Here is a 21,747-nt window from a genome sequence, read left to right as displayed (position 1 = left end):
CAGGGTCCACTATGGGCAAATTTAAGGCCGCCGCGTAGATTTCAAGCGATAACAGATGCTCACCATTTGGTATGGGCCGCTTTGGCGGCCCCGTGAGCCCGCTATCGCTTGCCTTCCCGCGTGGAGCCTGCAATCCGTTACGCAAGCAAAACAGGCCCCCTGCCGCCACGTACAACCGCCCAAAGGACCACCCCATGACCCAGTTCTGCCTGACCGTGACCTGCCCCTCGAAACGGGGGATCGTCGCCGCCATCGCCAATTACATCGCCGAAACCGGGTGCAATATCACCGACAGCGCGCAGTTCGACGATACGGAGAACGGTCAGTTTTTCATGCGCATCAGCGCAGAGGCGGAAACCGGGGCCACGCTTGAAAGCCTGCGCGACGGGTTTGATGCGGTCGCAGAACCCTTTGGCATGACCTATGATTTCCATGACCAAGGCACCACGATGAAGGTTGTGGTCATGGTCTCTCGTTTTGGGCATTGCCTGAACGATCTGCTCTACCGGGTGCGGATCGGGGCCCTCCCGATTGAGATCGTCGCCGTGATTTCGAACCACATGGACTACCAAAAGGTGGTGGCGAACCATGACATTCCGTTTCATTGCATCAAGGTGACCAAGGACAACAAGCCGCAGGCAGAGGCGCGGATCATGGAGGTGGTCGAGGATACCGGCGCGGAACTGGTCGTGCTGGCGCGTTACATGCAGATCCTCTCGGATGCCATGTGTCAGAAAATGTCGGGCCGGATCATCAACATCCACCATTCCTTCCTGCCGTCCTTCAAGGGGGCGAATCCCTATAAACAGGCCTATGAGCGGGGCGTGAAATTGATCGGTGCCACGTCGCATTACGTCACCGCCGATTTGGACGAAGGGCCGATTATCGAACAGGATACCGTGCGGGTCACCCATGCGCAAAGCGCCTCTGACTATGTGTCGCTGGGCCGTGACGTTGAGGCCAGTGTCCTGGCGCGGGCGATCCACGCCCATGCCCATCATCGGGTCTTTCTGAACGGGAATAAAACCGTGGTCTTTCCGGCATCGCCGGGCAGCTACAGTTCCAAGCTGATGGGGTAAGCGCCACGGCCCCGCGTTCGCCGGAACTGGTGTGATCGCGGGGCCTTGGGGGCGGGCAATGCGCACAGGCATCCGTAAACCGCGGACGGCAGGTATCGGATCAGCGTGAGGATAAGTGTTTCATCTGGCGGGAAAAATGGTGCCCCCACACGGACTCGAACCGCGGACCTACTGATTACAAATCAGTTGCTCTACCAGCTGAGCTATAGGGGCACTGAGGGCTCATTTAGAGAAATGGCGCGGGGGGTGCAAGAGGGGAAATGAGAGTTTCTTTCGGATTTTACACGCGGCGCGGGACGGGCTATTCAACGCCAAGATTTTCAAGGTTGAGCAGAGTATCATGCAGCTCGTTTTGCACACAGGTGTTCATTTCACGGAAGACGAGCGGCTGCTGAAATGCCTGCTGCGCAATCAGGATGACTTTGCCAAAATCGGCGTCAAAGTGCCCGGGCCCAGCACCTATCGCAATCTGTTTCGCGATACGCTCAACGCGATGCACAAGGCAGAGCCTTCTGAGGTGGCGCGGGATGTTTTGCTTGATGCGATTCTCGATGAGGGGACAGCCAGCCGGGTGATCCTGTCGGATGCGAACTTCTTTCGCTCGCCCGCCACGGCCCTGCAAGAAGGGGTGCTCTATCCCGCCGCTGCCGTTCGGATGTTGCGCATGGCGCAGCTGTTCCCCGAGGATGAGATTCGCATCTTTATGGCGATCCGAAACCCCGCGTCGCTGGTGCCGGTGCTCTATGACAAAGCGGCCGACAAGACTTCGGCGGCCTTCTGGGGGGAGCGGGGGCCGGAAGACCTGCGCTGGTCTGAGACGATTGCTCAAATGCGCGAAGCGGCGCCGGGCATTCCGATCACGGTCTGGTGCAACGAAGACACGCCGCTGATCTGGGCGCAGATCATCCGCGAGATGGCCGGATTGGAGCCGGAGACCAAGATCAAAGGCGGCTTTGATCTGCTGCACGCCATCATGTCCGAAGAGGGGATGCGCCGGTTCCGCAGCTATCTCGACACCCATCCGGAGATGTCCGAGGCGCAGAAACGGCGTGTGATCACGGCGTTTCTCGATAAATACGCGCTGGAAGAAGAGATCGAAGAAGAACTCGACATGCCCGGCTGGACCGAGGAATTGGTCGAGCGGATGACGGCACTTTATGACGCGGATGTCGAAATCATCCGCGCCATGCCGGGCGTCAGTCTGATCGCGCCCTAAGTGCCAGCGGCGGCCAATTCGGTGATCACGTCATAGGCCATGGCCACATCCTCGGCCGTGGCGGTGAAGGCACCTGCCTGAAAGCGGATCACCAAGGCCCCGTCGATGCGGGTCTGGGTCAGGTAGATCCGCCCATCGTCGTTGATGCGATTGAGCAGGTCTTGGTTATGCGCATCAAGGTCTGCGGTCGCGAGGTGGCGGAAGGTGAAGAGGGAGAGCATTGGCGCGGTCACGATCTCAAAACCCTTCGTCGCCTCCAGCCGTGCGGCCAAGTCCTGCGCCCATGTCACATGGTTGCGGATCATCTCGCGCAGCCCTTCCAGCCCATGGGCACGGATCAGGAACCATAGTTTCAGTGCCCGGAAGCGACGGCCCAGTGGGACCGACCATTCGGAATAGTTCACGATCCCATCCGCGCCGTGGGTTTTCAGGTATTCCGGCTGGATCGCCAATGTGCGGACCAAATCGTCGGGATTGCGCAAGAAATGAGTGGTGCAATCGAACTGCGCGCCGAGCCATTTATGTGGGTTCATGACCACGGAATCGGCCCGCTCGACCCCGGCCCAGAGGCCGCGGAACTCAGGGCAGATCATCGCCGATCCGGCCCAAGCGGCATCGACATGGGTATAGAGCCCCTCGGCCTCGGCCACATCCATCACGGCGGCGATATCATCGCTGGCCCCCGCGTTGGTGCCGCCGGTGCAGGCGATGATGCCCGCAGGCAGATGCCCCGCCGCGCGGTCGGCGGCGATGGCGGCGCGCAAGGCATCGGCATCCATCGCGCGGCTTGGGCCGTGGGTAGGGATGCGCACAAGGTTCTCTTCGCCCAGCCCCGCAATCCAAATGGCGCGGTCGACAGAGGTGTGCACCTCTGCCGAGCAATAGACCCGCAGGCGCGGCTGGCCCGACAGACCTGCTTTGTTGCCCTGCCAATCAAGCGCGCGTTCGCGCATCGTCAGCACGGCACAAAGCGTGGCGGAACTGGCGCTGTCTTGGATCACGCCGGTGAACCCATCGGGCAGACCGATCGCTTGGCGCATCCAATCGCAGACGCGGGTTTCCAGCTCTGTCGCCGCCGGAGAGGTCTGCCACAGCATACACTGCGCCGCGATGGCTGAGACGAAATATTCTGCCAGCACCGAGACAGGCGCGGCATTGGCCGGGAAATAGGCAAAGAAACGGGGGTGCTGCCAATGGGTCATGCCGGGCATGATGGTCTGCTCGAAATCGTCAAAAATTGCCTGCATCGCCTCGGCCCCCTCGGGCGGCGCATCGGGCAGGGCAGAGAGCACATCACCGGGGGCGACCTGCGCGCGGACGGGTTCATTGCGCAGGCCCGCGTGGTAGTCTGCGGCCCAATCGGCCGCACGGCGGCCCCACTGTCGGAAATCCTCCCAGTTCATGCGCGGCTCCTGTCGGTTTTAATTCTGGTTGTCATCCGCATTTCCTGCCCCATGTTGTTGTATTGTCTCACTGTTGTTCCGCGCGGCTTGGCCTCTTCAAGAATGATGCCGCAGCGGTTATGGTGATCGTCACGCCCTTTTGGGCGCTCTTTGACTTGGTAAGTAGCGATCAGGAAACCGTCAAGAATGGCCACAATGCCCCCCCTGCGCCGCACTGCCCGCTCCCTTCCGATTGCGCTTTTGCGCGCGCGGGAAAGGGTGATGGGGCCGATCCGGGAAATCCTGAACGAAAGCGGCATCTCGGAACAGAAGTTTCGCGTGTTGCGCGTCGTCGAGGAATCTGGCCCCATGGAGCAGACAGCACTGGCGCAGCAAGCCTGTTTGTTGCTGCCGAGCCTGACCCGCATGCTGCGCGCGATGGAGCAAGAAGGTCTGCTAAGCCGTGCCAGTGATCCCGACGACGGGCGCAAATCTATCGTCACGATCACCGATCAGGGCCAGCAGGTGCTGCAAGACCACGCGGGCGACGCCGCCGCGTTGTTTTCGGATTTCGAAGCCCGTTTCGGCAAGCAGCGGATGGAAGACCTGCTGGATATGCTCGAAGACCTCGTTAATCTGGACATGCAGAAAAAGACTGACGGTCCAAAGAAAGACTGACGCGTAGGGGGTTAGCCCCCCTTTACTGCCCGCCGCACCGCGCAAATTCCGGCCAGCGCCATGCGGCTGCCCTCGGCCTCTGTCGCTGGTGCACCCTGTTGGGTCAGGGCCCGCAAGTAAAGCTGCGCCGCGCCGCCCGTGCCGATCACCGCCAGCGTTTGGCCCAGCCAATAGGCCCGCGCCGCCGCAAGTTCCGCGCCGATCAGCGTGCCAGCTAACCGCGCCTCTGCCGTGGGCGGCGGGATATCCTTCAAAGCCAGATCAGCCCGGATGGAGGCCAAACGCCCCGCCAGCCGCTCGGGCCGCGACAGCCCATCGCTAAGCGCATCGTCAAAAGCCGTGTCGTCCAGCGCCGTGCCCTCGGCTGGGGTGCCGTCGCCCAAAAGGTCCAGCAATTCCCCGGTCAGGAAAGTCTGAAAGCTCACCACTTCGCCCGCGCTGATCTGCGCCCAGACCGAAGTCGCGCCCGGCAAACAGATCACCCCGTCCCAGTCTTTATTGAGGCTCAGAAAGCCGGCGATCCGTGTCTCGGCCCCTTGTAGCAGCCCGCTAGGGCTTTGCTGCTGCAGGGCGGGGATGACCTGAATGTCGAAGTTTTCTGTGGGGAGAGGCGTCGCACTTTCGGCAGCGGCGGTGCAGGGCACCATGCGGGGCGCGGCGTCGGTCCAGCCTACGGGCAGGCCCGCCACGAAGACCGGCAAACGCGGCAATTGCCACGGCGCGGTGAGTGTCTTGAGCGCGGCGTCAAAGGCCGAGGCGCTGGTCAGGCCCGCCGGGTCGCACTCCGCCGTGGCGGTCTCTAGCGCCGATCCGCCCTGCATCGCCCAGACCTGCAACCGCGCGTCTTGGACCTCAACCGCCAGCCAGTCTGCTTTGCTTACATCGGTCATCGCACCGCCTCTCGTCGTGAATTTCCGTCTGGCATAGGCCCTGTGGGCTGCGGGTTCAATGCGTCCGATGCCCTGTCAGCCGTGAGACTGCCTAATTACTTCAAGCCTAAAATATTTATCCTTGAACGAAAAAGCGACTCAGCCTAGGCTCCGTTCCAAAGCGAACCAGAGGGGAATTTCGATGCGTGCAATCTGTCTTGGCGGCGGTCCTGCGGGGCTGTACTTCGCGATTTCGCTGAAACTGCGCCAGCCCGAGGCCGATGTGACGGTGCTGGAACGCAACCGCGCCGATGACACCTTCGGCTGGGGCGTTGTGCTGTCGGATGAAACGCTGGACAATCTTGAGGTTAACGACCCCGTCTCGGCACGCGAAATCCGCAGCCATTTCGCCTATTGGGATGATATCGCCCTGCACCACAAGGGCAACGTGAGCCACAGCACCGGCCATGGTTTCTGCGGTATTGGGCGCAAGCGGCTGCTGCTGATCTTGCAAGAACGGGCGCGCGCGTTGGGCGTGAACCTGCAGTTCGAGACCGAGGTCAAGGATGCCTCCGAATACATGGACGACTACGATTTGGTGGTCGCCTCCGACGGTCTGAACTCCAAAACCCGGATGGAATTCGAAGAAACCTTCAAGCCAGACATCGACGTGCGCCGCTGCCCCTTCGTCTGGCTCGGCACGCATCAGAAATTTGACAACGCTTTTACCTTTATCTTTGAAAAGACAGACAAGGGCTGGATCTGGGTCCACGCCTATCAGTTCGACAAAGACACGGCGACATTCATCGTGGAATGCAGTCAAGAGACTTTCGACGCCTACGGCTTTGGCGAAAAGACCCAAGAAGAGACCATCGCGATCTGCGAGGATATCTTCAAAGACCACCTCGACGGCCACAAACTGATGACCAACGCCAGCCACATCCGTGGCTCGGCTTGGATAAAGTTCCCCCGCGTCCTCTGCGAGAAATGGAGCCACGAGAATGTTGTGCTTTTGGGCGATGCCTCGGCCACGGCGCATTTCTCGATCGGGTCGGGCACGAAACTGGCGCTGGAATCTGCGATCTCGCTGGCGAAACATGTCAGCGACGACACAGACCTGACCACGGCGTTCGAGAAATACGAAGAAGCCCGCCGCCTTGAAGTGCTGCGCCTGCAATCGGCGGCGCGCAACTCGGTAGAATGGTTCGAGGATGTTGAGCGTTACCTCGATCTGGACCCGGTGCAGTTGAACTACTCCATGCTGACCCGCAGCCAGCGGATCAGCCACGAGAACCTGCGCGAACGTGACCCCAAGTGGCTTGAGGGGGCCGAGAGATGGTTCCTGGATCAAGCGGGCGCCGACAGCAATGGCCCGGTGCGCGCGCCGATGTTTGCGCCGTTCCAGCTGCGCGACATGAAGCTTGAAAACCGCATCGTCGTCTCGCCCATGGCGCAGTACAAGGCCATCGACGGCTGCCCGACCGACTGGCATTTCGTGCATTACGCCGAACGCGCCAAGGGCGGCGCGGGGCTGGTCTATACCGAGATGACCTGCGTCTCGCCCGAGGGCCGCATCACGCCGGGCTGTCCGGGCCTTTATGCGCCTGAGCACGAGGCCGCGTGGAAACGCCTGACCGATTTTGTTCATGCCGAGACCGAGGCGAAGATTTGCTGCCAGATCGGGCACTCGGGCCGCAAAGGCTCGACCCAACTGGGTTGGGAAGAAATGGACGCGCCGCTGAAAGCGGGCAACTGGGACATCATCTCGGCTTCCGCGATCCCGTGGTCGGAAAACAATGCCCTGCCCAAAGCGGCGACGCGCGCAGACATGGACGTGATCCGCGACGCATTCGTCGAAGCCACCCGCATGGCCGAGCGCGCCAACTTCGACATGGTCGAACTGCATGCGGCACACGGCTACCTGATCTCGTCCTTCATCTCGCCGCTGTCGAACCAGCGCGACGATGAGTACGGCGGAAGTCTTGAAAACCGCATGCGCTACCCGCTGGAGGTCTTCAAAGCGATGCGCGACGCTTGGCCCGAGGGCAAGCCGATGGCGGTGCGTATTTCGGCCAACGACTGGGTCGAAGAAGACGGCGTGACCCCCGACGAAGCCGTTGAAATCGCTCGTATGTTCAGTGAGGCGGGGGCCGATATCATCGATGTCTCGGCAGGCCAGACCTCGAAACAGGCCAAGCCCGTCTATGGCCGCATGTTCCAGACCCCTTTCAGCGACCGCATCCGCAACGATGGCGGTATCAAGACCATGGCCGTGGGCAACATCTATGAGGCCGACCACGTGAACTCGATCCTGATGGCGGGGCGTGCCGATCTGGTCTGCCTTGCCCGGCCACATCTGGCCGATCCCTATTGGACCCTGCACGCCGCGGCCGCCATCGGCGACCGCCACGCCGATTGGCCGCTGCCCTACGGCCCGGGCCGCGATCAGGCATGGCGTCTGGCAGACCGCGCGGCGGAGATGGAGAAAGTATGAGCCATATCGTTATCACCGGCGGCGGCACTGGCGTTGGGGCCGAGATCGCCCATGCGGTGGCCAAAACCGGCGCCAAGGTCACCATCATGGGCCGCCGCGAGGGGCCGCTGCGCGAGCAGGGCCTGCCGTTCCAGACCTGCGACGTGACCGATGCGGAAGCCGTGCAGGCGGCCTTTGCCGCCGCCCGCGCCGAGAATGGCCCCATCACCGGCGTCATCGCCAATGCGGGCGCGGCGCATTCCGCGCCCTTCCACAAGATCACCGCACAGGACATGAATGATATGATGGTGGTGAACGTCACCGGCGTCTTCAACGTCTGGCAGGCCGCGCTTTCAGAGATGAAAGACGCCGGGCAGGGGCGTTTGATCGCCGTGGCCTCCACCGCGGGGCTCAAGGGCTATCCTTACGTTGCGGGCTATGTCGCGGCGAAACATGGGGTCGTCGGCCTGACCCGCGCGCTGGCGCTGGAACTGGCCCGCACGGGCATCACCGTGAACGCGATCTGCCCCGGTTTCATCGACACGCCGCTGCTAGATCGCTCGGTCGAGAATATCACCAGTACCACCGGCAAAAGCGCCGAGGAGGCCCGCGCCTTGCTCAAACGCGCCAGCCCGCAGAACCGCTTTGTCGAAACCTCCGAGGTCGCCGGCGCTGTGCTCTACCTGCTGTCGGACGCCGCGGCGTCGGTCAACGGCCACGCGCTCGCGCTATCGGGGGGCGAAGTATGAGCAACGTGGCCAAGGATCGCGTGCGCCTCTGGCTGCGGCTGCTGAAAGTCGTGCGCGGGTTGGAGCAAGAGTTGCGCGATACGCTGCGGCGCGAACATAACACGACGTTGCCGCGGTTCGACGTGATGTCGGCCCTCTCGCGCCATCCCGAAGGGCTAAAGATGAGCCAGCTTTCGGGCGTGCTGCGCGTGTCTAACGGCAATGTCACCGGCATCGCTGATCGTCTGAGCGAGGAGGGGCTGGTCGAACGCATCCCGGTCCCCGGTGACCGCCGCGCGATGATGCTGCGCTTAACCCCCGCGGGCACGGCGCAATTCGCCCGCCAAGCGCAGGCGCATGAAGACTGGATCAACGAAAAACTGCGCGGAATCTCCTCTGAGGAAGCCCGCGCCATGGCGGCCCGCTTGCAGGCTTTCGCCGCCCAAACGGAAGAAAAGGAAAAAGCCAATGCGCAGTGATGTGACGCATTTCCAATGTGAAATCAAAAACCGGATCGCCACCGTGCGGCTTGACCGGCCTGACCGCAAGAACCCGCTGACTTTCGACAGCTACGCTGAATTGCGCGACTGGTTCCGTGATCTGGTCTATGCCGATGACGTCGATGTGGTGATCTTTGGCTCCAATGGTGGTAACTTTAGCTCTGGCGGCGATGTGCATGATATCATTGGGCCTTTGACCCGGATGAACATGAAGGAACTGCTTCGTTTCACCCGTATGACCGGCGATTTGGTCAAGGCCATTGTGAACTGTGGCAAGCCGGTCATTGCCGCCGTCGATGGCGTCTGCGTGGGCGCGGGCGCGATCATCGCCATGGCCTCGGACCTGCGGCTGGCAACGGCTGAGGCCAAGACGGCCTTTTTGTTCACCCGCGTGGGACTTGCCGGCTGCGACATGGGCGCCTGCGCGATCCTGCCGCGCATCATCGGCCAGACACGGGCGGCCGAACTGCTCTACACCGGGCGCGCCATGTCTGCCGAAGAAGGGGAACGCTGGGGGTTTTACAACCGGCTGGTGACAGGTGAGACGCTGGAAGATGAGGCGCTTAAACTAGCGCAGAAAATCCAAGCCGGCCCGAACTTCGCGCATATGATGACCAAGACGATGCTGGCCCAAGAATGGGCGATGTCCATCGAACAAGCGATCGAAGCCGAGGCGCAAGCACAGGCGATCTGCATGCAAACGGGCGATTTTGAACGCGCCTACAACGCTTTCGTCGCCAAGGAACGCCCGGTCTTCGAAGGGGACTGAGCCACGAATAGCCAAAAGATAAACACGCGGGGAGGCGTAAACCATGGCTGACAAAAGTTTTCTCGACTGGCCCTTTTTTGAGCCACGCCACAAGGAGCTGGCGCTGGCTCTGGACGGGTGGGCGGCACGCGAGTTGAAGAACGTGGATCACGGTGACACCGATGGGGCCTGCCGCGATCTGGTGACGATGATGGGCCAAGACGGCTGGCTGCGCCACAGCGGCGCGGAGGGGGACGAGGTGCTTGATGTGCGCAGCCTTTGCCTGATCCGCGAAACGCTGGCGCGTCACGACGGATTGGCGGATTTTGCCTTTGCTATGCAAGGGCTTGGCACCGGTGCGATCTCGCTTTTCGGGAGTGATGAGCAAAAGGCCGAATGGCTGCCCAAGACCCGTTCGGGACAGGCGATTTCAGCCTTTGCCCTGACCGAGCCGCAGTCCGGCTCAGACGTTGCAAACTCGACGATGACGGCCACGCCAAACGGCAACGGCTATGTGCTCGACGGACGCAAGACGTGGATTTCCAACGGCGGCATCGCGGATGTCTACACCGTGTTCGCCCGCACCGGAGAGGCACCGGGCGCCAAGGGGTTGTCGGCCTTCATCGTGCCCGCCGACACGCCGGGGCTTAGGGTTGAGGAACGGCTAGAGGTTATGGCGCCGCATCCACTGGCCACCTTGCATTTTGATGGCGTGAAACTGCCCGGATCGGCGCTTCTGGGCGAGGCGGGCCGCGGCTTTGCCATAGCCATGTCGGTGTTGGATGTCTTCCGCTCCACCGTCGCCGCCGCCGCCCTCGGCTTTGCCCGCCGTGCCCTGGACGAAGCGCTTTTGCGCGTCACCAGCCGCCGGGTACAGGGTGCTCCTTTGAGCGAATTGCAGATGGTGCAGGGCCATATCGCGGACATGGCGCTTGACGTCGATGCTGCCGCTTTGTTGGTTTACCGCGCCGCTTGGACCAAAGACAGCGGCGCACCGCGCGTCACCCGCGAGGCGGCGATGGCCAAGCTTTTCGCCACGGATCAGGCGCAAAAGGTGATCGATAAGGCCGTTCAATTGCACGGTGGCGACGGCGTGCGCAATGGCGAGGCAGTAGAGCGACTTTACCGCGAAATCAGGGCCTTGCGCATTTACGAGGGCGCGTCGGACGTGCAACGTGTAGTCATCGCCCGCCAGACTTTGGGAGCCATGTCATGAAGCTGCACCCGACCGGACATGAAGACACCTTCGCCCGCGATAACCTGCCGCCTTTCGACCAGTGGCCGGACCTTCTGCTGGAGCGTTTCGACTATCCCGAGCGCCTGAACGTCGGCGTCGAACTCACTGACAAGATGGTGGAAAAGGGATTTGGCGATCACACGGCGCTGATCGGCAACGGGCGCCGGCGCACATACAAGGAGTTGTCGGACTGGACCAACCGTCTGGCCGTTGCGCTGGTTGAGGATCTGGGCGTGAAACCCGGCAACCGGGTGTTGATCCGCTCGGCCAACAATCCTGCGATGGTGGCCTGCTGGTTGGCGGCGACCAAGGCGGGGGCGGTGGTGGTCAACACCATGCCGATGCTGCGCGCGGGCGAGCTTGCGGCCATCGTCGACAAGGCCGAGATCACCCACGCACTCTGCGACACGCGGCTGATGGATGAGATGACGGCCTGCGCCAAAACCTCCAAATTCCTCAAAACGGTCGGGGGCTTTGACGGCACCAGCAACCACGACGCCGAATTGGACCGTCTGGCGCTGGAAAAACCGGTGCAGTTCGATCCGGTGGACACCGCGCAGGACGATGTGGCGCTGCTTGGATTTACTTCAGGAACGACGGGTAACCCTAAGGCAACAATGCACTTTCATCGCGACCTTCTGATCATCGCAGATGGCTATGCGCGCGAAGTGCTGAACGTTACGCCACGGGATGTTTTCGTCGGGTCGCCGCCCTTGGCCTTTACCTTTGGCCTTGGTGGCCTCGCGGTTTTCCCGCTGCGCTTCGGGGCCGCCGCGACGCTTTTGGAAACCGCAAGCCCGCCCAACATGATCGAGATCATCGAGAAGTACAAAGCCACCGTCTGTTTCACCGCGCCGACCGCCTATCGCGCGATGTTGCAGGCGATGGAAGAGGGCGCGGACCTCAGCAGCCTGCGTGCCGCCGTTTCCGCCGGAGAGACGCTGCCCGCACCAGTTTATCACGAATGGCAGGAAAAGACCGGTAAACCCATGCTTGACGGCATCGGCGCGACGGAAATGCTGCATATCTTCATCTCGAACCGCTTTGACGACCACCGCGCCGCTTGCACCGGCAAGCCCGTCACGGGCTATGAAGCGCGGGTGATCGATGTTGACGGAAACGAGGTGCCGCGCGGCGAGGTGGGCCGTCTGGCCGTGCGGGGCCCAATCGGCTGCCGCTATCTGGGCGACAAGCGGCAGGCGGATTATGTCAAGGACGGGTGGAACATTACCGGCGACAGTTTCACCATGGACGAGGACGGCTATCTGCATTTCGCCGCCCGCAACGACGATATGATCATCAGTTCTGGCTACAATATCGCCGGGCCGGAGGTCGAGGCGGCGCTGTTGAGCCATCCTTGTGTCAGCGAATGCGGGGTGGTGGCCGCCGCGGATGACGCGCGCGGCTCTATCGTTCAGGCGCATGTGGTTCTGGTTGACGGAACGCCCGAAGACGCCAATACTATCAAGCTATTGCAGGATCATGTTAAGGCGACCATCGCACCCTATAAATACCCGCGCGACATTCGTTTCATCAAAGAACTGCCCAAAACCGCGACCGGCAAGATCCAGCGTTTCGCGCTGAGAGAGGATACATGAGCAGTTTCGACGAAGCCTCCAAAGGCGCTAAGATGGATTTCGCCAAGGACAAGTCCTATGGCGATTACCTCGGCCTGGACCAAATCCTGACCACCGAGAACCCGCTCGACATGGCGCATGACGGGCTGCTTTTTATCATCCAGCACCAGACTTCGGAGCTATGGATGAAACTGGGAATCCATGAGTTGACCGCCTGCCGAAAGGCGCTTCAGGCCGGGGAAATGCGCCAGAGTTTCAAGATGTTGACCCGTGTGGCACGTATCTTCGAGCAGCTTAATTCGGCTTGGGACGTGTTGCGAACCATGACGCCAAGCGAATATACCCAGTTCCGTCCGCACCTTGGTGCCTCTTCTGGGTTTCAGTCCTACCAGTACCGTCTGATCGAATACCTGCTGGGCAACCGGATCGCGGCGCTGACCAAACTGCATGAACATACGCCCGAACCCCATGCGGCGCTGGTGGCGGAGATGCAGCAGCCGAGCCTCTATCAGGTGGCGATTGATCTGCTTTGCACGCGGCTGGGGGAGCCGTCGCTTGCCGGCAGCCCCGAGCCGCAGGCTTGGCAGCCAAAGGCCGAGGTTCAAAGCCTATGGAAACAGGTTTATGAAGACCCGACAACCCATTGGGAAATCTACGAATTGGCGGAAAAGCTGGTCGATCTCGAAGACTACTTCCGGCGCTGGCGGTTCAACCACGTGACCACCGTGGAACGTATCATCGGTTTCAAGCGCGGCACCGGGGGCACCGCTGGGGTGACCTATTTGCGCAAAATGCTTGAGGTGGAGCTTTTCCCCGAGCTTTGGCATGTGAGAGGAGCACTGTAAGTGTCTGTTTTGAAAAAAGATCAGTTCATCCTGCCTGACGGTGTTATCTACCTCGACGGCAATTCGCTGGGGCCATTGCCCAAGGCCGCCGCCGCGCGGGTGCAGGAGATGATCACTGCTGAATGGGGTGAGATGTTGATCCGCGGCTGGAACCAAGCCGGTTGGATGGAACAGCCCGCCCGCGTTGGCAACATGGTTGCCGGGATCGTTGGCGCGCCAGAAAGCTCGGTTGTGATGGGCGACACCCTGTCGATCAAGGTTTTTCAGGCGCTGGCCTCGGCGCTGAAGCTGCGCCCGAACCGCAAGGTGATCCTGTCGGACTGCGGCAACTTCCCGTCGGACCTCTATATGGCCGAGGGGCTGGTGGGCCTCTTGGAACAGGGCTATGAGCTGCGCACCGTGGCGCCCGATGAGGTGACCGAGGCGATCGGCGAAGACATCGCCGCGGTGATGCTGACCGAGGTCGACTACCGCACCGGGCGCAGGCACGACATGAAGGCGATCACCGAATTGGCCCATGCCAATGGCGCGGTGATGATCTGGGATCTGGCCCATTCGGCGGGGGCGCTGCCGGTGGACCTTGCGGGCAGCAATTGCGAGTTCGCGGTGGGCTGCACCTACAAGTATCTCAACGGCGGGCCGGGTGCGCCGGGCTTCATCTATGTCCGCCCCGATTTGGCCGACCACGTGCAACCTGCGCTGGCCGGTTGGCTGGGGCACCGTCAGCCCTTCGCCTTTGAGCAGAGCTACCAGCCCGGACAGGGGATCGAGCGGATGCGCGTCGGCACCCCGCCGGTGATCCAGTTGACCGCGCTCGAAGTGGCGATGGAGCTTTGGGCGGATGTGGACATGCAAGAACTGCGCGCGGCCTCTATCGCGCTGCAAGAGCAGTTCATCGAAGAGATTGAGCGTGACGTGCCGCAGCTGACGCTGGCCAGCCCACGCAACAGCGCCGAGCGGGGCAGTCAGGTGTCGTTCCGCTTTGAGGATGGCTATGCCGCGATGCAGGCGGTGATCGACCGTGGCGTGATTGGCGATTTCCGCGCGCCCGACATCATGCGTTTTGGCTTTACTCCGCTTTATATCGACGCCGAAGATGTCTCCAAAGCGGTCGCGATTATCCGCGAAGTGATGGAGAACCGTCTCTGGGATAACGAAAAATACAAGACCCGCGCGCGGGTGACCTGACAGCATCAGGCGCAGGCGCTAAGCTGGCAAGACGACCCAATTGAACGGGCCCGGTAAAGAGGCCCAAACCAACCAAGGGAGAATGAAATGAAGATGAAATCACTCGTGATGGCGGCCTCGGTCGCGGCACTGGCGGCAAGCGGCGCATGGGCCGAAGAGGGCAAGGTGAAGGTCGGCATGATCACCACCCTCTCGGGCGGCGGCGCGGGCCTTGGCATTGACGTGCGCGATGGCTTTATGCTGGCCACAAAGATGGCCGGGAACGAGAACCTTGAGGTTGTGATCGAAGACGACCAGCGCAAGCCCGAGATCGCAGTGCAACTGGCCGACAAGATGATCCAGTCCGAGAAGGTCGACGTGATGACCGGCATCATCTGGTCCAACCTCGCCATGGCCGTGGTGCCCGCGGCGACGGCGCAGGGCAAATTCTACCTCTCGCCAAACGCGGGCCCTTCGGCATTGGCGGGCAAGGGCTGCAATCCGCTTTACTTCAACGTGGCATGGCAGAACGACAACCTGCACGAAGCGGCGGGCGCTTATGCCAATGACACGGGCTATGAAAACACCTTTATGCTGGCGCCGAACTATCCTGCGGGCAAGGACGCGCTGACGGGCTACAAACGGACCTATGACGGTGCAGCGGCAGGCGAGGTCTATACTGATCTGGGCCAAACCGACTATGCCGCCGAGATCGCGCAGATCCGTGCCTCGGGCGCTGACAGCGTGTTCTTCTTTTTGCCCGGCGGGATGGGGATTTCCTTCCTCAAGCAATATGCCAACTCGGGGGTTGATCTGCCCGTCGTGGGTCCGGCCTTCAGCTTTGACCAAGGCATCTTGCAGGCCGTGGGCGAGGCCGCTCTTGGGATCAAGAACACCAGCCAGTGGAACAAGGATCTCGATAACGAAGCCAACAAGACCTTCGTCGAAGCCTTTCAAGAAGAGTACGACCGTCTGCCGTCGCTCTACGCCAGTCAGGGCTATGACACCGCGAACCTGCTGCTGAGCGCGATGGAGAAGGCGGATGTGTCGGATGCCGAAGCCTTTGGTGCGGCGCTGAAAGAGGCTGATTTCGATAGCGTGCGGGGCAAATTCTCGTTTGGTAACAACAACCACCCGATCCAAGACTACTACGTGCGCGAAGTGGTCAAAGAGGGTGATGTCTATACCAACAAGCTGATCGGCCCCTCGTTGACCGATCACGCGGATGCCTACGCGGCTGACTGCAAAATGTAATCCCGCGCGGCCCCGGGCGCTGATTTGGCGCGCCGGGGCCGACGTATCAACGCTTTCACGCCGGTCCTCGCGTCCGGCGCGCCGGGAGGCTTTGCCAAATGTCACTCATCTTGCTGATTGAACAGGTGCTGAACGGAGTCCAATCCGGGGTCATGCTGTTTTTGATGGCTGCGGGGCTCACGCTCATCTTCGGGGTCATGGGGCTCATTAACCTCGCCCATGGCTCGCTCTACATGGTCGGTGCCTTTGCCGCCGCGGCGGTTGCGGCGGCGACGGGGTCGTTCCTCTTGGCATTGGTGGCGGCCTTGGCCGCGGCGGCGCTGGCGGGCTGCCTGATCGAGATGACGGTGATCCGCAGGCTCTATGACCGCGACCACCTTGACCAAGTGTTGGCGACCTTTGCGCTGATCCTGATTTTTTCAGAAGGCACACGGTTTCTCTTTGGCTCCTTCCCGCTGTTTCTCGACATTCCTTCCGCGCTGGCGGGGCCTGTGACCCTGCCGGGCGGCATCCAGTATCCGCTCTACCGCCTTGTCATCATCGGCGTCGGTCTGGTGATTGCTGCAGGTCTGTTTCTGCTGATCGCCCGCACGCGCATTGGCATCCAGATCCGCGCAGGTGAGGCCGACCGTGAAATGATCGCAGCGCTTGGGGTCGATATCGCCAAACTCTACACGCTGATCTTCGCACTCGGTGCGGCGCTGGCGGGGCTTGCCGGTGCGCTGGTCGGCGCGATCCAGTCGGTGCAGGTGGGCATGGGGGAGCCGGTGTTGATCCTTGCCTTCGTGGTGATCGTTATCGGCGGCATCGGCTCGATCAAGGGCGCGCTGATCGGGGCGCTGCTGGTGGGGCTGACGGACACGCTTGGCTCTGTCCTGCTGCCGCTCTTTTTTGCCAACTTCATGGAGGCCTCTGCGGCCACTTCTGTCGGCTCCTCGCTCGCCTCCATGTCGATTTACATTCTGATGGCGGGGGTCTTGCTGTTCAAACCCACCGGCCTCTTTGGGGAGGCCTGAGCCATGATGCGCGAAAAACTCGTAAACCTCATTCTCTTTCTGCTGCTGCCGGTGACGGCGCTGGCGGCTTTCGCGTTGGATGAGCCGTTTATCATCACATTGGCGACCAAGGCGGCGATCCTCGCCCTCGCGGGGGTGGGGCTGAACATCGCGCTCGGCCTCGGCGGGCTGGTGAGCTTTGGCCATGCGGCATTCTTTGGGATCGGCGGCTATGCCATGGGCATTCTCGCCGCCCATGCGCAGAGCTACACGCCGATCATGGAGAGCCCATTTCTGATCGAAGGCACTAAGTCGATGCCGGTGATCTGGCTGGTGGCGATTGTGGTCTCTGGCCTTGCCGCGTTGCTGATCGGGGCGCTGTCTTTGCGCACCTCGGGCGTCTATTTCATCATGGTCACGCTCGCCTTCGGGCAGATGCTGTTCTACTTTTCGATCTCATGGCCCGCCTATGGCGGCGAGGACGGGCTCTCGATCTATGTGCGCAACGGCTTTCCGGGGCTGAACACGCTTGATCCGCTGACTTTCTTTGCCATCGCTTTTGCGGTGCTGGCGCTGGTGCTGCTGTTTGCGGGTCGTCTGGCGCGGGCGCCCTTTGGCCTTGCGCTGTCGGCGGCGCGGCAGAATGCCGAGCGGGTCGAAGCCGTGGGTCTCGCGCCCTTCCGGCTGCGGCTGGTGGCCTTTGTCATCTCAGGGGCGGTGACGGGGCTGGCGGGCGCGCTTTTTGCCGATCTCAACCGTTTCGTCAGCCCGACGATGTTCTCGTGGCAGACCTCTGGTGAGATCATGATCTTCGTCATCCTTGGCGGGGTGGGGCGGCTCTTTGGCCCCGTGGCCGGGGCGGCGCTGTTCATCTTGCTTGAGCATGTTTTGGGCGGGCTGTCGGAGTTCTGGCACATCTATCTGGGGCTGCTGCTCTTGCTGGTGGTGCTTTTCGCCCGCGGCGGCATGATCGGCCTGATCGCCGGACGGGAGGTGGCCCATGACTGAGGTGCTTTTGGATGTGCGCAACCTGCACAAGAGCTTTGGCGCGTTGAAGGCCACCGACGATGTGTCGATCACCCTGCGTCCGGGCGAGATTCACGCGCTCATCGGCCCCAACGGCGCAGGCAAATCGACGCTGATCAAACAGATCGCTGGCGGGCTGCGGTCGGACAGCGGGACGGTGCATTTCGCCGGGCAGGACGTGACGCCGCTCAGCACCGTGCAGCGTGCGCGGGCGGGGCTGGGGCGGACGTTCCAGATCTCCTCGCTGGCGATGGAATACACGGTGCTGCAGAACGCCGTGCTGGGGGCGCTAGGGCAATCGGGCCGGGTGATGCGTTTCTTCGCGCCGGTGATGCGACAGGCAGAGCTGCGGGCCGAGGCAATGCGCGCCTTGGAGTTGGTGGGGCTCGCGGATCACGCGGCCAAGCGCACTGCGGACCTGTCGCATGGGCAACGTCGCCAGCTTGAGGTCGCCGTGGCGCTGACCCTGCGGCCCAAGGTGTTTTTGATGGACGAACCGATGGCGGGGCTGGGGGCAGGCGGCTCGAAAGCGCTGACCGGGTTCCTTGATGGGTTGCGGGCCGAGGCACCGATCTTGTTGGTGGAACATGATATGGACGCGGTCTTCGCACTGGCAGACCGTATTTCGGTGCTGGTCTACGGCCAGATCATCGCAAGTGGCACGGCGGCCGAGATCAAGGCCGACCCGCAAGTCCGCGTGGCCTATCTGGGCGAGGAGGACGCGGCATGAGCTTGCTGGAACTCACGGGCATCGAGGCGTCCTACGGCCCGACGCAGGCGCTCTTTGGCGTGGATCTTTCGCTGAAGGAGGGCGAGGTCTGCGCGCTGATGGGGCGCAACGGGATGGGCAAATCCTCCACCATCAAAGTGATCTGCCGGATGCTGAAACACAGCGGTGGCAGCGTGACTTTCGATGGGCGCGACATCGGCGGTCTGCCCAGTTTCCGCGCCGCGCAGGCCGGCGTGGGTCTGGTGCCCGAGGGGCGGCGCTGTTTCGCGCCGCTGACGGTGCATGAAAACCTCATCGCTGCCGCACGCCCGGATGCATGGGACGAGGCGCGGGTCACGGCGCTTTTCCCCCGTCTGGGCGAGAGGCGCGATCAGGCGGCGGGCTCGCTTTCGGGCGGGGAGCAGCAGATGCTGGCCATTGGCCGCGCCTTGATGACTAACCCGAAGCTGCTGTTGCTGGATGAGGCGACCGAAGGGCTTGCCCCCGTCGTGCGCCAAGAAATCTGGGCCGCCGTCGCGCAGTTGAAACGTGACAGCGGGCTGGCGCTTTTGGTGGTGGACAAATCCCTCGCCGAACTGCGCCGCGTGGCGGATCACGCCGTAATTCTCGAACGTGGCCGCACGGTCTGGACTGGCCCGATGCCCGCGCTCGATTCCCATATCGCCGATCAATTTCTCGGCGTGTGACTGTTAACAAAAAGGAACACGACATGTCGCATCAAATCATCCAGCCCGAAGGCTGGGCCCCCGCGAAGGGCTATGCAAACGGCGTGCTGAGCGCGGATGGTCATCTGTTCGTCGGCGGTCAGATCGGCTGGACCGCCGAGCAGAAGTTCGAATGCCAGGACTTTATCGGCCAAATGAAACAGGCGTTGCAAAACATCCGCGAGGTGGTCGAAGCCGCTGGCGGCACGCCCGAAGATATCACCCGTCTGACGTGGTATGTGACGGATAAGAAAGAATACCTTGCCGCGCAAAAGGACGTGGGCCGCGCCTATCGTGAGGTTATGGGCAAGCATTTCCCGGCCATGGCAATGGTGGTCGTCGCCGGATTGGTCGAGGATGACGCCAAGCTTGAGATCGAAGCCGATGCGGTGATCAACCGCTAAGCGGCCCGGCCGCCGGGGTCACCCCCGGCGGCGCAGCGCCGGAAGCGCCGCCGAAAAGGCCGAGGACAGCGCAAAGAGACCTGCGGCGATGCTGACGATGCTGGGCCCCGTCGGCGTGTCGAATTCCAGTGATGCCATCAGCCCGCCCAATGCCGCCAAAGCGCCCAGTCCCATGGCCCAGATTGCCATGGTCTCGGGGGTGCGGGCAAAGGGGCGCGCGGTGGCGGCGGGGATGATCAGCATGGCGGCGATCAGCAGGGCGCCCACGACCTTGATCGCCACGGCGACCATGATCGCCAGTGCCAATGTCAGGATCAACTGCTCGCGCTTTGGGTTGCCGCCAGAGGCTTGGGCAAGGTCGGGGTTCAGCGTGGCGGCCAGCAGCGCAGACCAGCGCCACGCCAACAGCAGCGCCACGGCCAGCGCACCGCCCCAAATGACAGCAAGGTCAAAGCGGGTGACAGCGAGGATTTCTCCAAAAAGGTAAGACGACAGATCGACCCGCTGCCCCGGCAGCAGGGACACGGCCACCAACCCAAGCGCCAGCGCGGAATGGGCCATAACGCCCAATAGCGCATCGGCGCTGACATTGCGGCCCGAGAGCGTGCTGATCACCAGCGCCATCACCAGCGCCACCAAGAGCACGCCCGCGGTGATCGGCAGATCGGTCGCCAGTGCCAAGGCTACGCCCAGCAAGGCCGCGTGGCTGGTGGCATCGCCGAAATAGGCCATGCGCCGCCAGATCACGAAACAGCCCAACGGTGCGGCGGCCAGCGCCACGCCAAGCCCGGCGAGGGCGGCGCGCAGAATAAAATCGTCAAGCATTCTCAGTCTCTTGGTGGTGGCCTTCACAGGCGTCGCCGTGATGGTGGTGGTGGTGATCATGGTCATGGCGGTAAAGCGCCAGCGCCCCTTGGGTGCCGCTGCCGAATAGGGCGCGGTATTCAGGCGCGTCGGCCACGGTTTCGGGCGTGCCTTCGCAGCAGACATGGCCATTGAGGCAGAGCACCCGGTCACTGGCGGCCATCACCACATGCAGATCATGGCTGACCATCAGCACGGCGCAGCCCAAATCTTGGCGCACGGCTTCGATTTGGCGGTAAAAGGCGGCAGAACCGGGTTGATCCAGCCCTTGGGTCGCCTCATCGAGGATCAGCAGGTCAGGTTTTTCCAGCAGCGCACGGGCCAGCAACACGCGCTGGAACTGCCCGCCGGAAAGATCGACCATCTGCCGTTCGGCCAATTCCGGCACGCCGGCGGTGACAAGGGCATCGCGGATCGCCTCGGGCTTTTGGCGGCGCGGCAGGTTGACGAAACGGCGCACGGTCAGCGGCAGGGTGGCATCGATCTGCAATTTTTGCGGCACATAGCCGATGCGCAGCCCCGGTTTGCGGGACACCTTGCCCGCCGCCGGTTTCAGCGCCCCGATCAGCGCCCGCAGCAGGCTGGACTTGCCCGATCCGTTGGGGCCGACGATGGTGACAATCTCCCCCGGTTCGATGTTGAAGTTCACATCGCGCAGGGCGGTTTGCCCGTCGTGGCGCAGGGTCAGGCCACGGGTCTCAATCAGGCTCATGCGTCGGTCTCCTGACAGGCGGGGCAAAGACCCTCGGCCTCGACCACGCTGCGCTCGATGCGAAACCCTGCGGCGCGGGCGGCATCGCCAAGGCGGCTTTTGGTGGGTGAGGTTTCGGCCTCTGCCACCGACCGGCAGTTGCGGCAGATCAGGAAGGCGGGCGCGTGGTCTTCGCCCGGATGCACGCAGCCGACATAGGCGTTAAGCGCTTCGATCTTATGGGCCAGCCCGGCTTTGACCAGAAAATCTAGCGCGCGGTAGGCCACGGGGGGCTGCGCGCCCAAGCCTTCGGCCGAGAGATGGGCCAAGAGGTCATAGGCGCCCAAAGCGCGGTGTTCTGACAGCAGAATTTCAAGCGCGCGGCGGCGTACGGGCGTCAGCCGCAGCCCGCGCGCGGCGCATTGTGCTTCGGCAGCCTGCATGGTGCTGCGCATACAGGCGGCATGGTCGTGATCGCGAAATTCGATGGCGCTCATGGGGGACCTCAATTCGTTTGGGTATTGATATGTTATAACAGCGGTGTTAGCAAGGTGATACTATAACATTTTGAAGGTCTGCC

23 protein-coding genes and 1 tRNA gene are annotated in these 21,747 nt (G+C 62.2%); 17 read left to right on the top strand and 7 right to left on the bottom strand.

From position 1 onward, the window contains the following. The first annotated feature begins 194 nt into the window (after positions 1-194). Positions 195-1,079, top strand: coding sequence for a formyltetrahydrofolate deformylase (purU, locus tag O4H31_RS11540; RefSeq protein WP_269345912.1), 885 nt, complete (start codon positions 195-197; stop codon positions 1,077-1,079). A 137-nt stretch (positions 1,080-1,216) separates the two neighbouring features. Here the strand turns inward: purU and O4H31_RS11535 are convergent. Next, positions 1,217-1,292, bottom strand: a tRNA-Thr gene (locus O4H31_RS11535). A 127-nt stretch (positions 1,293-1,419) separates the two neighbouring features. Between O4H31_RS11535 and O4H31_RS11530 the strand changes: the two genes are divergently transcribed. Beyond that, on the top strand, positions 1,420-2,295 hold the full coding sequence (locus O4H31_RS11530) for a hypothetical protein (protein ID WP_269345910.1): 876 nt from the start codon (positions 1,420-1,422) through the stop codon (positions 2,293-2,295). Here O4H31_RS11530 and O4H31_RS11525 read toward each other — a convergent pair. Beyond that, positions 2,292-3,698: a pyridoxal phosphate-dependent decarboxylase family protein gene (locus O4H31_RS11525; RefSeq protein ID WP_269345907.1), complete on the bottom strand. Its 1,407-nt coding sequence runs from the start codon at positions 3,696-3,698 to the stop codon at positions 2,292-2,294. The two genes, O4H31_RS11530 and O4H31_RS11525, sit on opposite strands and share 4 nt — an antisense overlap. Further along, on the bottom strand, positions 3,695-3,892 hold the full coding sequence (locus tag O4H31_RS11520) for a hypothetical protein (protein WP_269345906.1): 198 nt from the start codon (positions 3,890-3,892) through the stop codon (positions 3,695-3,697). Before O4H31_RS11520 ends, O4H31_RS11525 begins: the two co-directional genes overlap by 4 nt. Here O4H31_RS11520 and hpaR point away from each other — a divergent pair. Further along, positions 3,885-4,355, top strand: a complete 471-nt coding sequence (hpaR, locus tag O4H31_RS11515) for a homoprotocatechuate degradation operon regulator HpaR (protein ID WP_236627358.1) — start codon at positions 3,885-3,887, stop codon at positions 4,353-4,355. The two genes, O4H31_RS11520 and hpaR, sit on opposite strands and share 8 nt — an antisense overlap. 11 nt (positions 4,356-4,366) lie before the next feature. On the opposite strand, the gene O4H31_RS11510 is transcribed toward hpaR, so the two are convergent. Then, complete coding sequence (locus O4H31_RS11510) at positions 4,367-5,245, bottom strand: 2-dehydro-3-deoxygalactonokinase (RefSeq protein WP_269345903.1); 879 nt, start codon at positions 5,243-5,245, stop codon at positions 4,367-4,369. Between the two features lie 181 nt (positions 5,246-5,426). On the opposite strand from O4H31_RS11510, the gene O4H31_RS11505 reads away from it, so the two are divergent. The 14 genes from O4H31_RS11505 to O4H31_RS11440 all read left to right on the top strand — a co-directional run bounded on the left by O4H31_RS11505 (position 5,427) and on the right by O4H31_RS11440 (position 19,612). After that, on the top strand, positions 5,427-7,718 hold the full coding sequence (locus O4H31_RS11505; RefSeq protein ID WP_269345901.1) for a bifunctional salicylyl-CoA 5-hydroxylase/oxidoreductase: 2,292 nt from the start codon (positions 5,427-5,429) through the stop codon (positions 7,716-7,718). Beyond that, a complete protein-coding gene (locus O4H31_RS11500) occupies positions 7,715-8,446 on the top strand; it encodes an SDR family NAD(P)-dependent oxidoreductase (RefSeq protein ID WP_269345899.1) in 732 nt (243 codons plus the stop codon). The genes O4H31_RS11505 and O4H31_RS11500 overlap by 4 nt, the downstream gene beginning before the upstream one ends. Continuing rightward, a complete protein-coding gene (locus tag O4H31_RS11495; protein ID WP_269345897.1) occupies positions 8,443-8,904 on the top strand; it encodes a MarR family winged helix-turn-helix transcriptional regulator in 462 nt (153 codons plus the stop codon). Before O4H31_RS11500 ends, O4H31_RS11495 begins: the two co-directional genes overlap by 4 nt. Continuing rightward, positions 8,894-9,694, top strand: a complete 801-nt coding sequence (locus tag O4H31_RS11490; protein ID WP_269345895.1) for an enoyl-CoA hydratase family protein — start codon at positions 8,894-8,896, stop codon at positions 9,692-9,694. The genes O4H31_RS11495 and O4H31_RS11490 overlap by 11 nt, the downstream gene beginning before the upstream one ends. A 43-nt stretch (positions 9,695-9,737) precedes the next feature. Beyond that, positions 9,738-10,889 (top strand): acyl-CoA dehydrogenase family protein, encoded by a 1,152-nt coding sequence (locus O4H31_RS11485; RefSeq protein WP_269345893.1) that lies wholly within the window; start codon positions 9,738-9,740, stop codon positions 10,887-10,889. Further along, positions 10,886-12,508, top strand: a complete 1,623-nt coding sequence (locus O4H31_RS11480) for an AMP-binding protein (protein ID WP_269345891.1) — start codon at positions 10,886-10,888, stop codon at positions 12,506-12,508. Before O4H31_RS11485 ends, O4H31_RS11480 begins: the two co-directional genes overlap by 4 nt. Further along, positions 12,505-13,332 carry a tryptophan 2,3-dioxygenase gene (locus tag O4H31_RS11475; protein ID WP_269345889.1) on the top strand — a complete coding sequence of 276 codons (828 nt, stop codon included), beginning with the start codon at positions 12,505-12,507 and terminating at the stop codon, positions 13,330-13,332. Before O4H31_RS11480 ends, O4H31_RS11475 begins: the two co-directional genes overlap by 4 nt. Next, positions 13,333-14,520, top strand: coding sequence for a kynureninase (gene kynU, locus O4H31_RS11470; protein WP_269345887.1), 1,188 nt, complete (start codon positions 13,333-13,335; stop codon positions 14,518-14,520). It abuts the gene before it with no gap. Positions 14,521-14,607: 87 nt separating this feature from the next. Beyond that, the gene (locus O4H31_RS11465; RefSeq protein WP_269345885.1) at positions 14,608-15,753 is read left to right on the top strand and encodes an ABC transporter substrate-binding protein; all 1,146 of its coding nucleotides are present in this window, start codon (positions 14,608-14,610) and stop codon (positions 15,751-15,753) included. Positions 15,754-15,851: 98 nt separating this feature from the next. Next, the gene (locus O4H31_RS11460) at positions 15,852-16,769 is read left to right on the top strand and encodes a branched-chain amino acid ABC transporter permease (RefSeq protein WP_067626265.1); all 918 of its coding nucleotides are present in this window, start codon (positions 15,852-15,854) and stop codon (positions 16,767-16,769) included. Between the two features lie 3 nt (positions 16,770-16,772). Then, on the top strand, positions 16,773-17,756 hold the full coding sequence (locus tag O4H31_RS11455) for a branched-chain amino acid ABC transporter permease (RefSeq protein WP_269345884.1): 984 nt from the start codon (positions 16,773-16,775) through the stop codon (positions 17,754-17,756). Beyond that, positions 17,749-18,504: an ABC transporter ATP-binding protein gene (locus tag O4H31_RS11450; RefSeq protein ID WP_269345883.1), complete on the top strand. Its 756-nt coding sequence runs from the start codon at positions 17,749-17,751 to the stop codon at positions 18,502-18,504. Before O4H31_RS11455 ends, O4H31_RS11450 begins: the two co-directional genes overlap by 8 nt. Then, positions 18,501-19,190, top strand: coding sequence for an ABC transporter ATP-binding protein (locus tag O4H31_RS11445; RefSeq protein ID WP_269345882.1), 690 nt, complete (start codon positions 18,501-18,503; stop codon positions 19,188-19,190). Before O4H31_RS11450 ends, O4H31_RS11445 begins: the two co-directional genes overlap by 4 nt. Before the next feature lie 23 nt (positions 19,191-19,213). Continuing rightward, positions 19,214-19,612 (top strand): RidA family protein, encoded by a 399-nt coding sequence (locus tag O4H31_RS11440; protein WP_269345880.1) that lies wholly within the window; start codon positions 19,214-19,216, stop codon positions 19,610-19,612. A gap of 18 nt (positions 19,613-19,630) precedes the next feature. Here O4H31_RS11440 and O4H31_RS11435 read toward each other — a convergent pair whose 3' ends face one another. Genes O4H31_RS11435 through O4H31_RS11425 form a run of 3 tightly spaced genes read right to left on the bottom strand, consistent with a single transcriptional unit; the run spans position 19,631 to position 21,664 of the window. Further along, positions 19,631-20,437, bottom strand: a complete 807-nt coding sequence (locus tag O4H31_RS11435; protein ID WP_205570912.1) for a metal ABC transporter permease — start codon at positions 20,435-20,437, stop codon at positions 19,631-19,633. Then, positions 20,430-21,188: a metal ABC transporter ATP-binding protein gene (locus O4H31_RS11430; protein ID WP_269345876.1), complete on the bottom strand. Its 759-nt coding sequence runs from the start codon at positions 21,186-21,188 to the stop codon at positions 20,430-20,432. The genes O4H31_RS11435 and O4H31_RS11430 overlap by 8 nt, the downstream gene beginning before the upstream one ends. Next, positions 21,185-21,664 (bottom strand): transcriptional repressor, encoded by a 480-nt coding sequence (locus O4H31_RS11425; protein ID WP_269345874.1) that lies wholly within the window; start codon positions 21,662-21,664, stop codon positions 21,185-21,187. Before O4H31_RS11425 ends, O4H31_RS11430 begins: the two co-directional genes overlap by 4 nt. Positions 21,665-21,747: the final 83 nt, after the last annotated feature.

It is taken from the genome of Sulfitobacter dubius (genome assembly GCF_027214245.1).
Classification (GTDB): Bacteria; Pseudomonadota; Alphaproteobacteria; order Rhodobacterales; family Rhodobacteraceae; genus Sulfitobacter; species Sulfitobacter dubius_A.
The sequence above is the reverse complement of the archived record's forward strand: the minus strand, read 5'-3'. Positions and strand labels throughout refer to the sequence as shown.

Excerpts from the sequence above, each read along its gene's own strand:
- purU (WP_269345912.1), top strand. The coding sequence starts at position 195 with ATGACCCAGTTCTGCCTGACCGTGACCTGCCCCTCGAAACGGGGGATC.
- O4H31_RS11530 (WP_269345910.1), top strand. The coding sequence starts at position 1,420 with ATGCAGCTCGTTTTGCACACAGGTGTTCATTTCACGGAAGACGAGCGG.
- O4H31_RS11525 (WP_269345907.1), bottom strand. The coding sequence starts at position 3,698 with ATGAACTGGGAGGATTTCCGACAGTGGGGCCGCCGTGCGGCCGATTGG.
- hpaR (WP_236627358.1), top strand. The coding sequence starts at position 3,885 with ATGGCCACAATGCCCCCCCTGCGCCGCACTGCCCGCTCCCTTCCGATT.
- O4H31_RS11510 (WP_269345903.1), bottom strand. The coding sequence starts at position 5,245 with ATGACCGATGTAAGCAAAGCAGACTGGCTGGCGGTTGAGGTCCAAGAC.
- O4H31_RS11505 (WP_269345901.1), top strand. The coding sequence starts at position 5,427 with ATGCGTGCAATCTGTCTTGGCGGCGGTCCTGCGGGGCTGTACTTCGCG.
- O4H31_RS11500 (WP_269345899.1), top strand. The coding sequence starts at position 7,715 with ATGAGCCATATCGTTATCACCGGCGGCGGCACTGGCGTTGGGGCCGAG.
- O4H31_RS11495 (WP_269345897.1), top strand. The coding sequence starts at position 8,443 with ATGAGCAACGTGGCCAAGGATCGCGTGCGCCTCTGGCTGCGGCTGCTG.
- O4H31_RS11490 (WP_269345895.1), top strand. The coding sequence starts at position 8,894 with ATGCGCAGTGATGTGACGCATTTCCAATGTGAAATCAAAAACCGGATC.
- O4H31_RS11485 (WP_269345893.1), top strand. The coding sequence starts at position 9,738 with ATGGCTGACAAAAGTTTTCTCGACTGGCCCTTTTTTGAGCCACGCCAC.
- O4H31_RS11480 (WP_269345891.1), top strand. The coding sequence starts at position 10,886 with ATGAAGCTGCACCCGACCGGACATGAAGACACCTTCGCCCGCGATAAC.
- O4H31_RS11475 (WP_269345889.1), top strand. The coding sequence starts at position 12,505 with ATGAGCAGTTTCGACGAAGCCTCCAAAGGCGCTAAGATGGATTTCGCC.
- O4H31_RS11465 (WP_269345885.1), top strand. The coding sequence starts at position 14,608 with ATGAAGATGAAATCACTCGTGATGGCGGCCTCGGTCGCGGCACTGGCG.
- O4H31_RS11460 (WP_067626265.1), top strand. The coding sequence starts at position 15,852 with ATGTCACTCATCTTGCTGATTGAACAGGTGCTGAACGGAGTCCAATCC.
- O4H31_RS11455 (WP_269345884.1), top strand. The coding sequence starts at position 16,773 with ATGATGCGCGAAAAACTCGTAAACCTCATTCTCTTTCTGCTGCTGCCG.
- O4H31_RS11450 (WP_269345883.1), top strand. The coding sequence starts at position 17,749 with ATGACTGAGGTGCTTTTGGATGTGCGCAACCTGCACAAGAGCTTTGGC.
- O4H31_RS11445 (WP_269345882.1), top strand. The coding sequence starts at position 18,501 with ATGAGCTTGCTGGAACTCACGGGCATCGAGGCGTCCTACGGCCCGACG.
- O4H31_RS11440 (WP_269345880.1), top strand. The coding sequence starts at position 19,214 with ATGTCGCATCAAATCATCCAGCCCGAAGGCTGGGCCCCCGCGAAGGGC.
- O4H31_RS11435 (WP_205570912.1), bottom strand. The coding sequence starts at position 20,437 with ATGCTTGACGATTTTATTCTGCGCGCCGCCCTCGCCGGGCTTGGCGTG.
- O4H31_RS11430 (WP_269345876.1), bottom strand. The coding sequence starts at position 21,188 with ATGAGCCTGATTGAGACCCGTGGCCTGACCCTGCGCCACGACGGGCAA.
- O4H31_RS11425 (WP_269345874.1), bottom strand. The coding sequence starts at position 21,664 with ATGAGCGCCATCGAATTTCGCGATCACGACCATGCCGCCTGTATGCGC.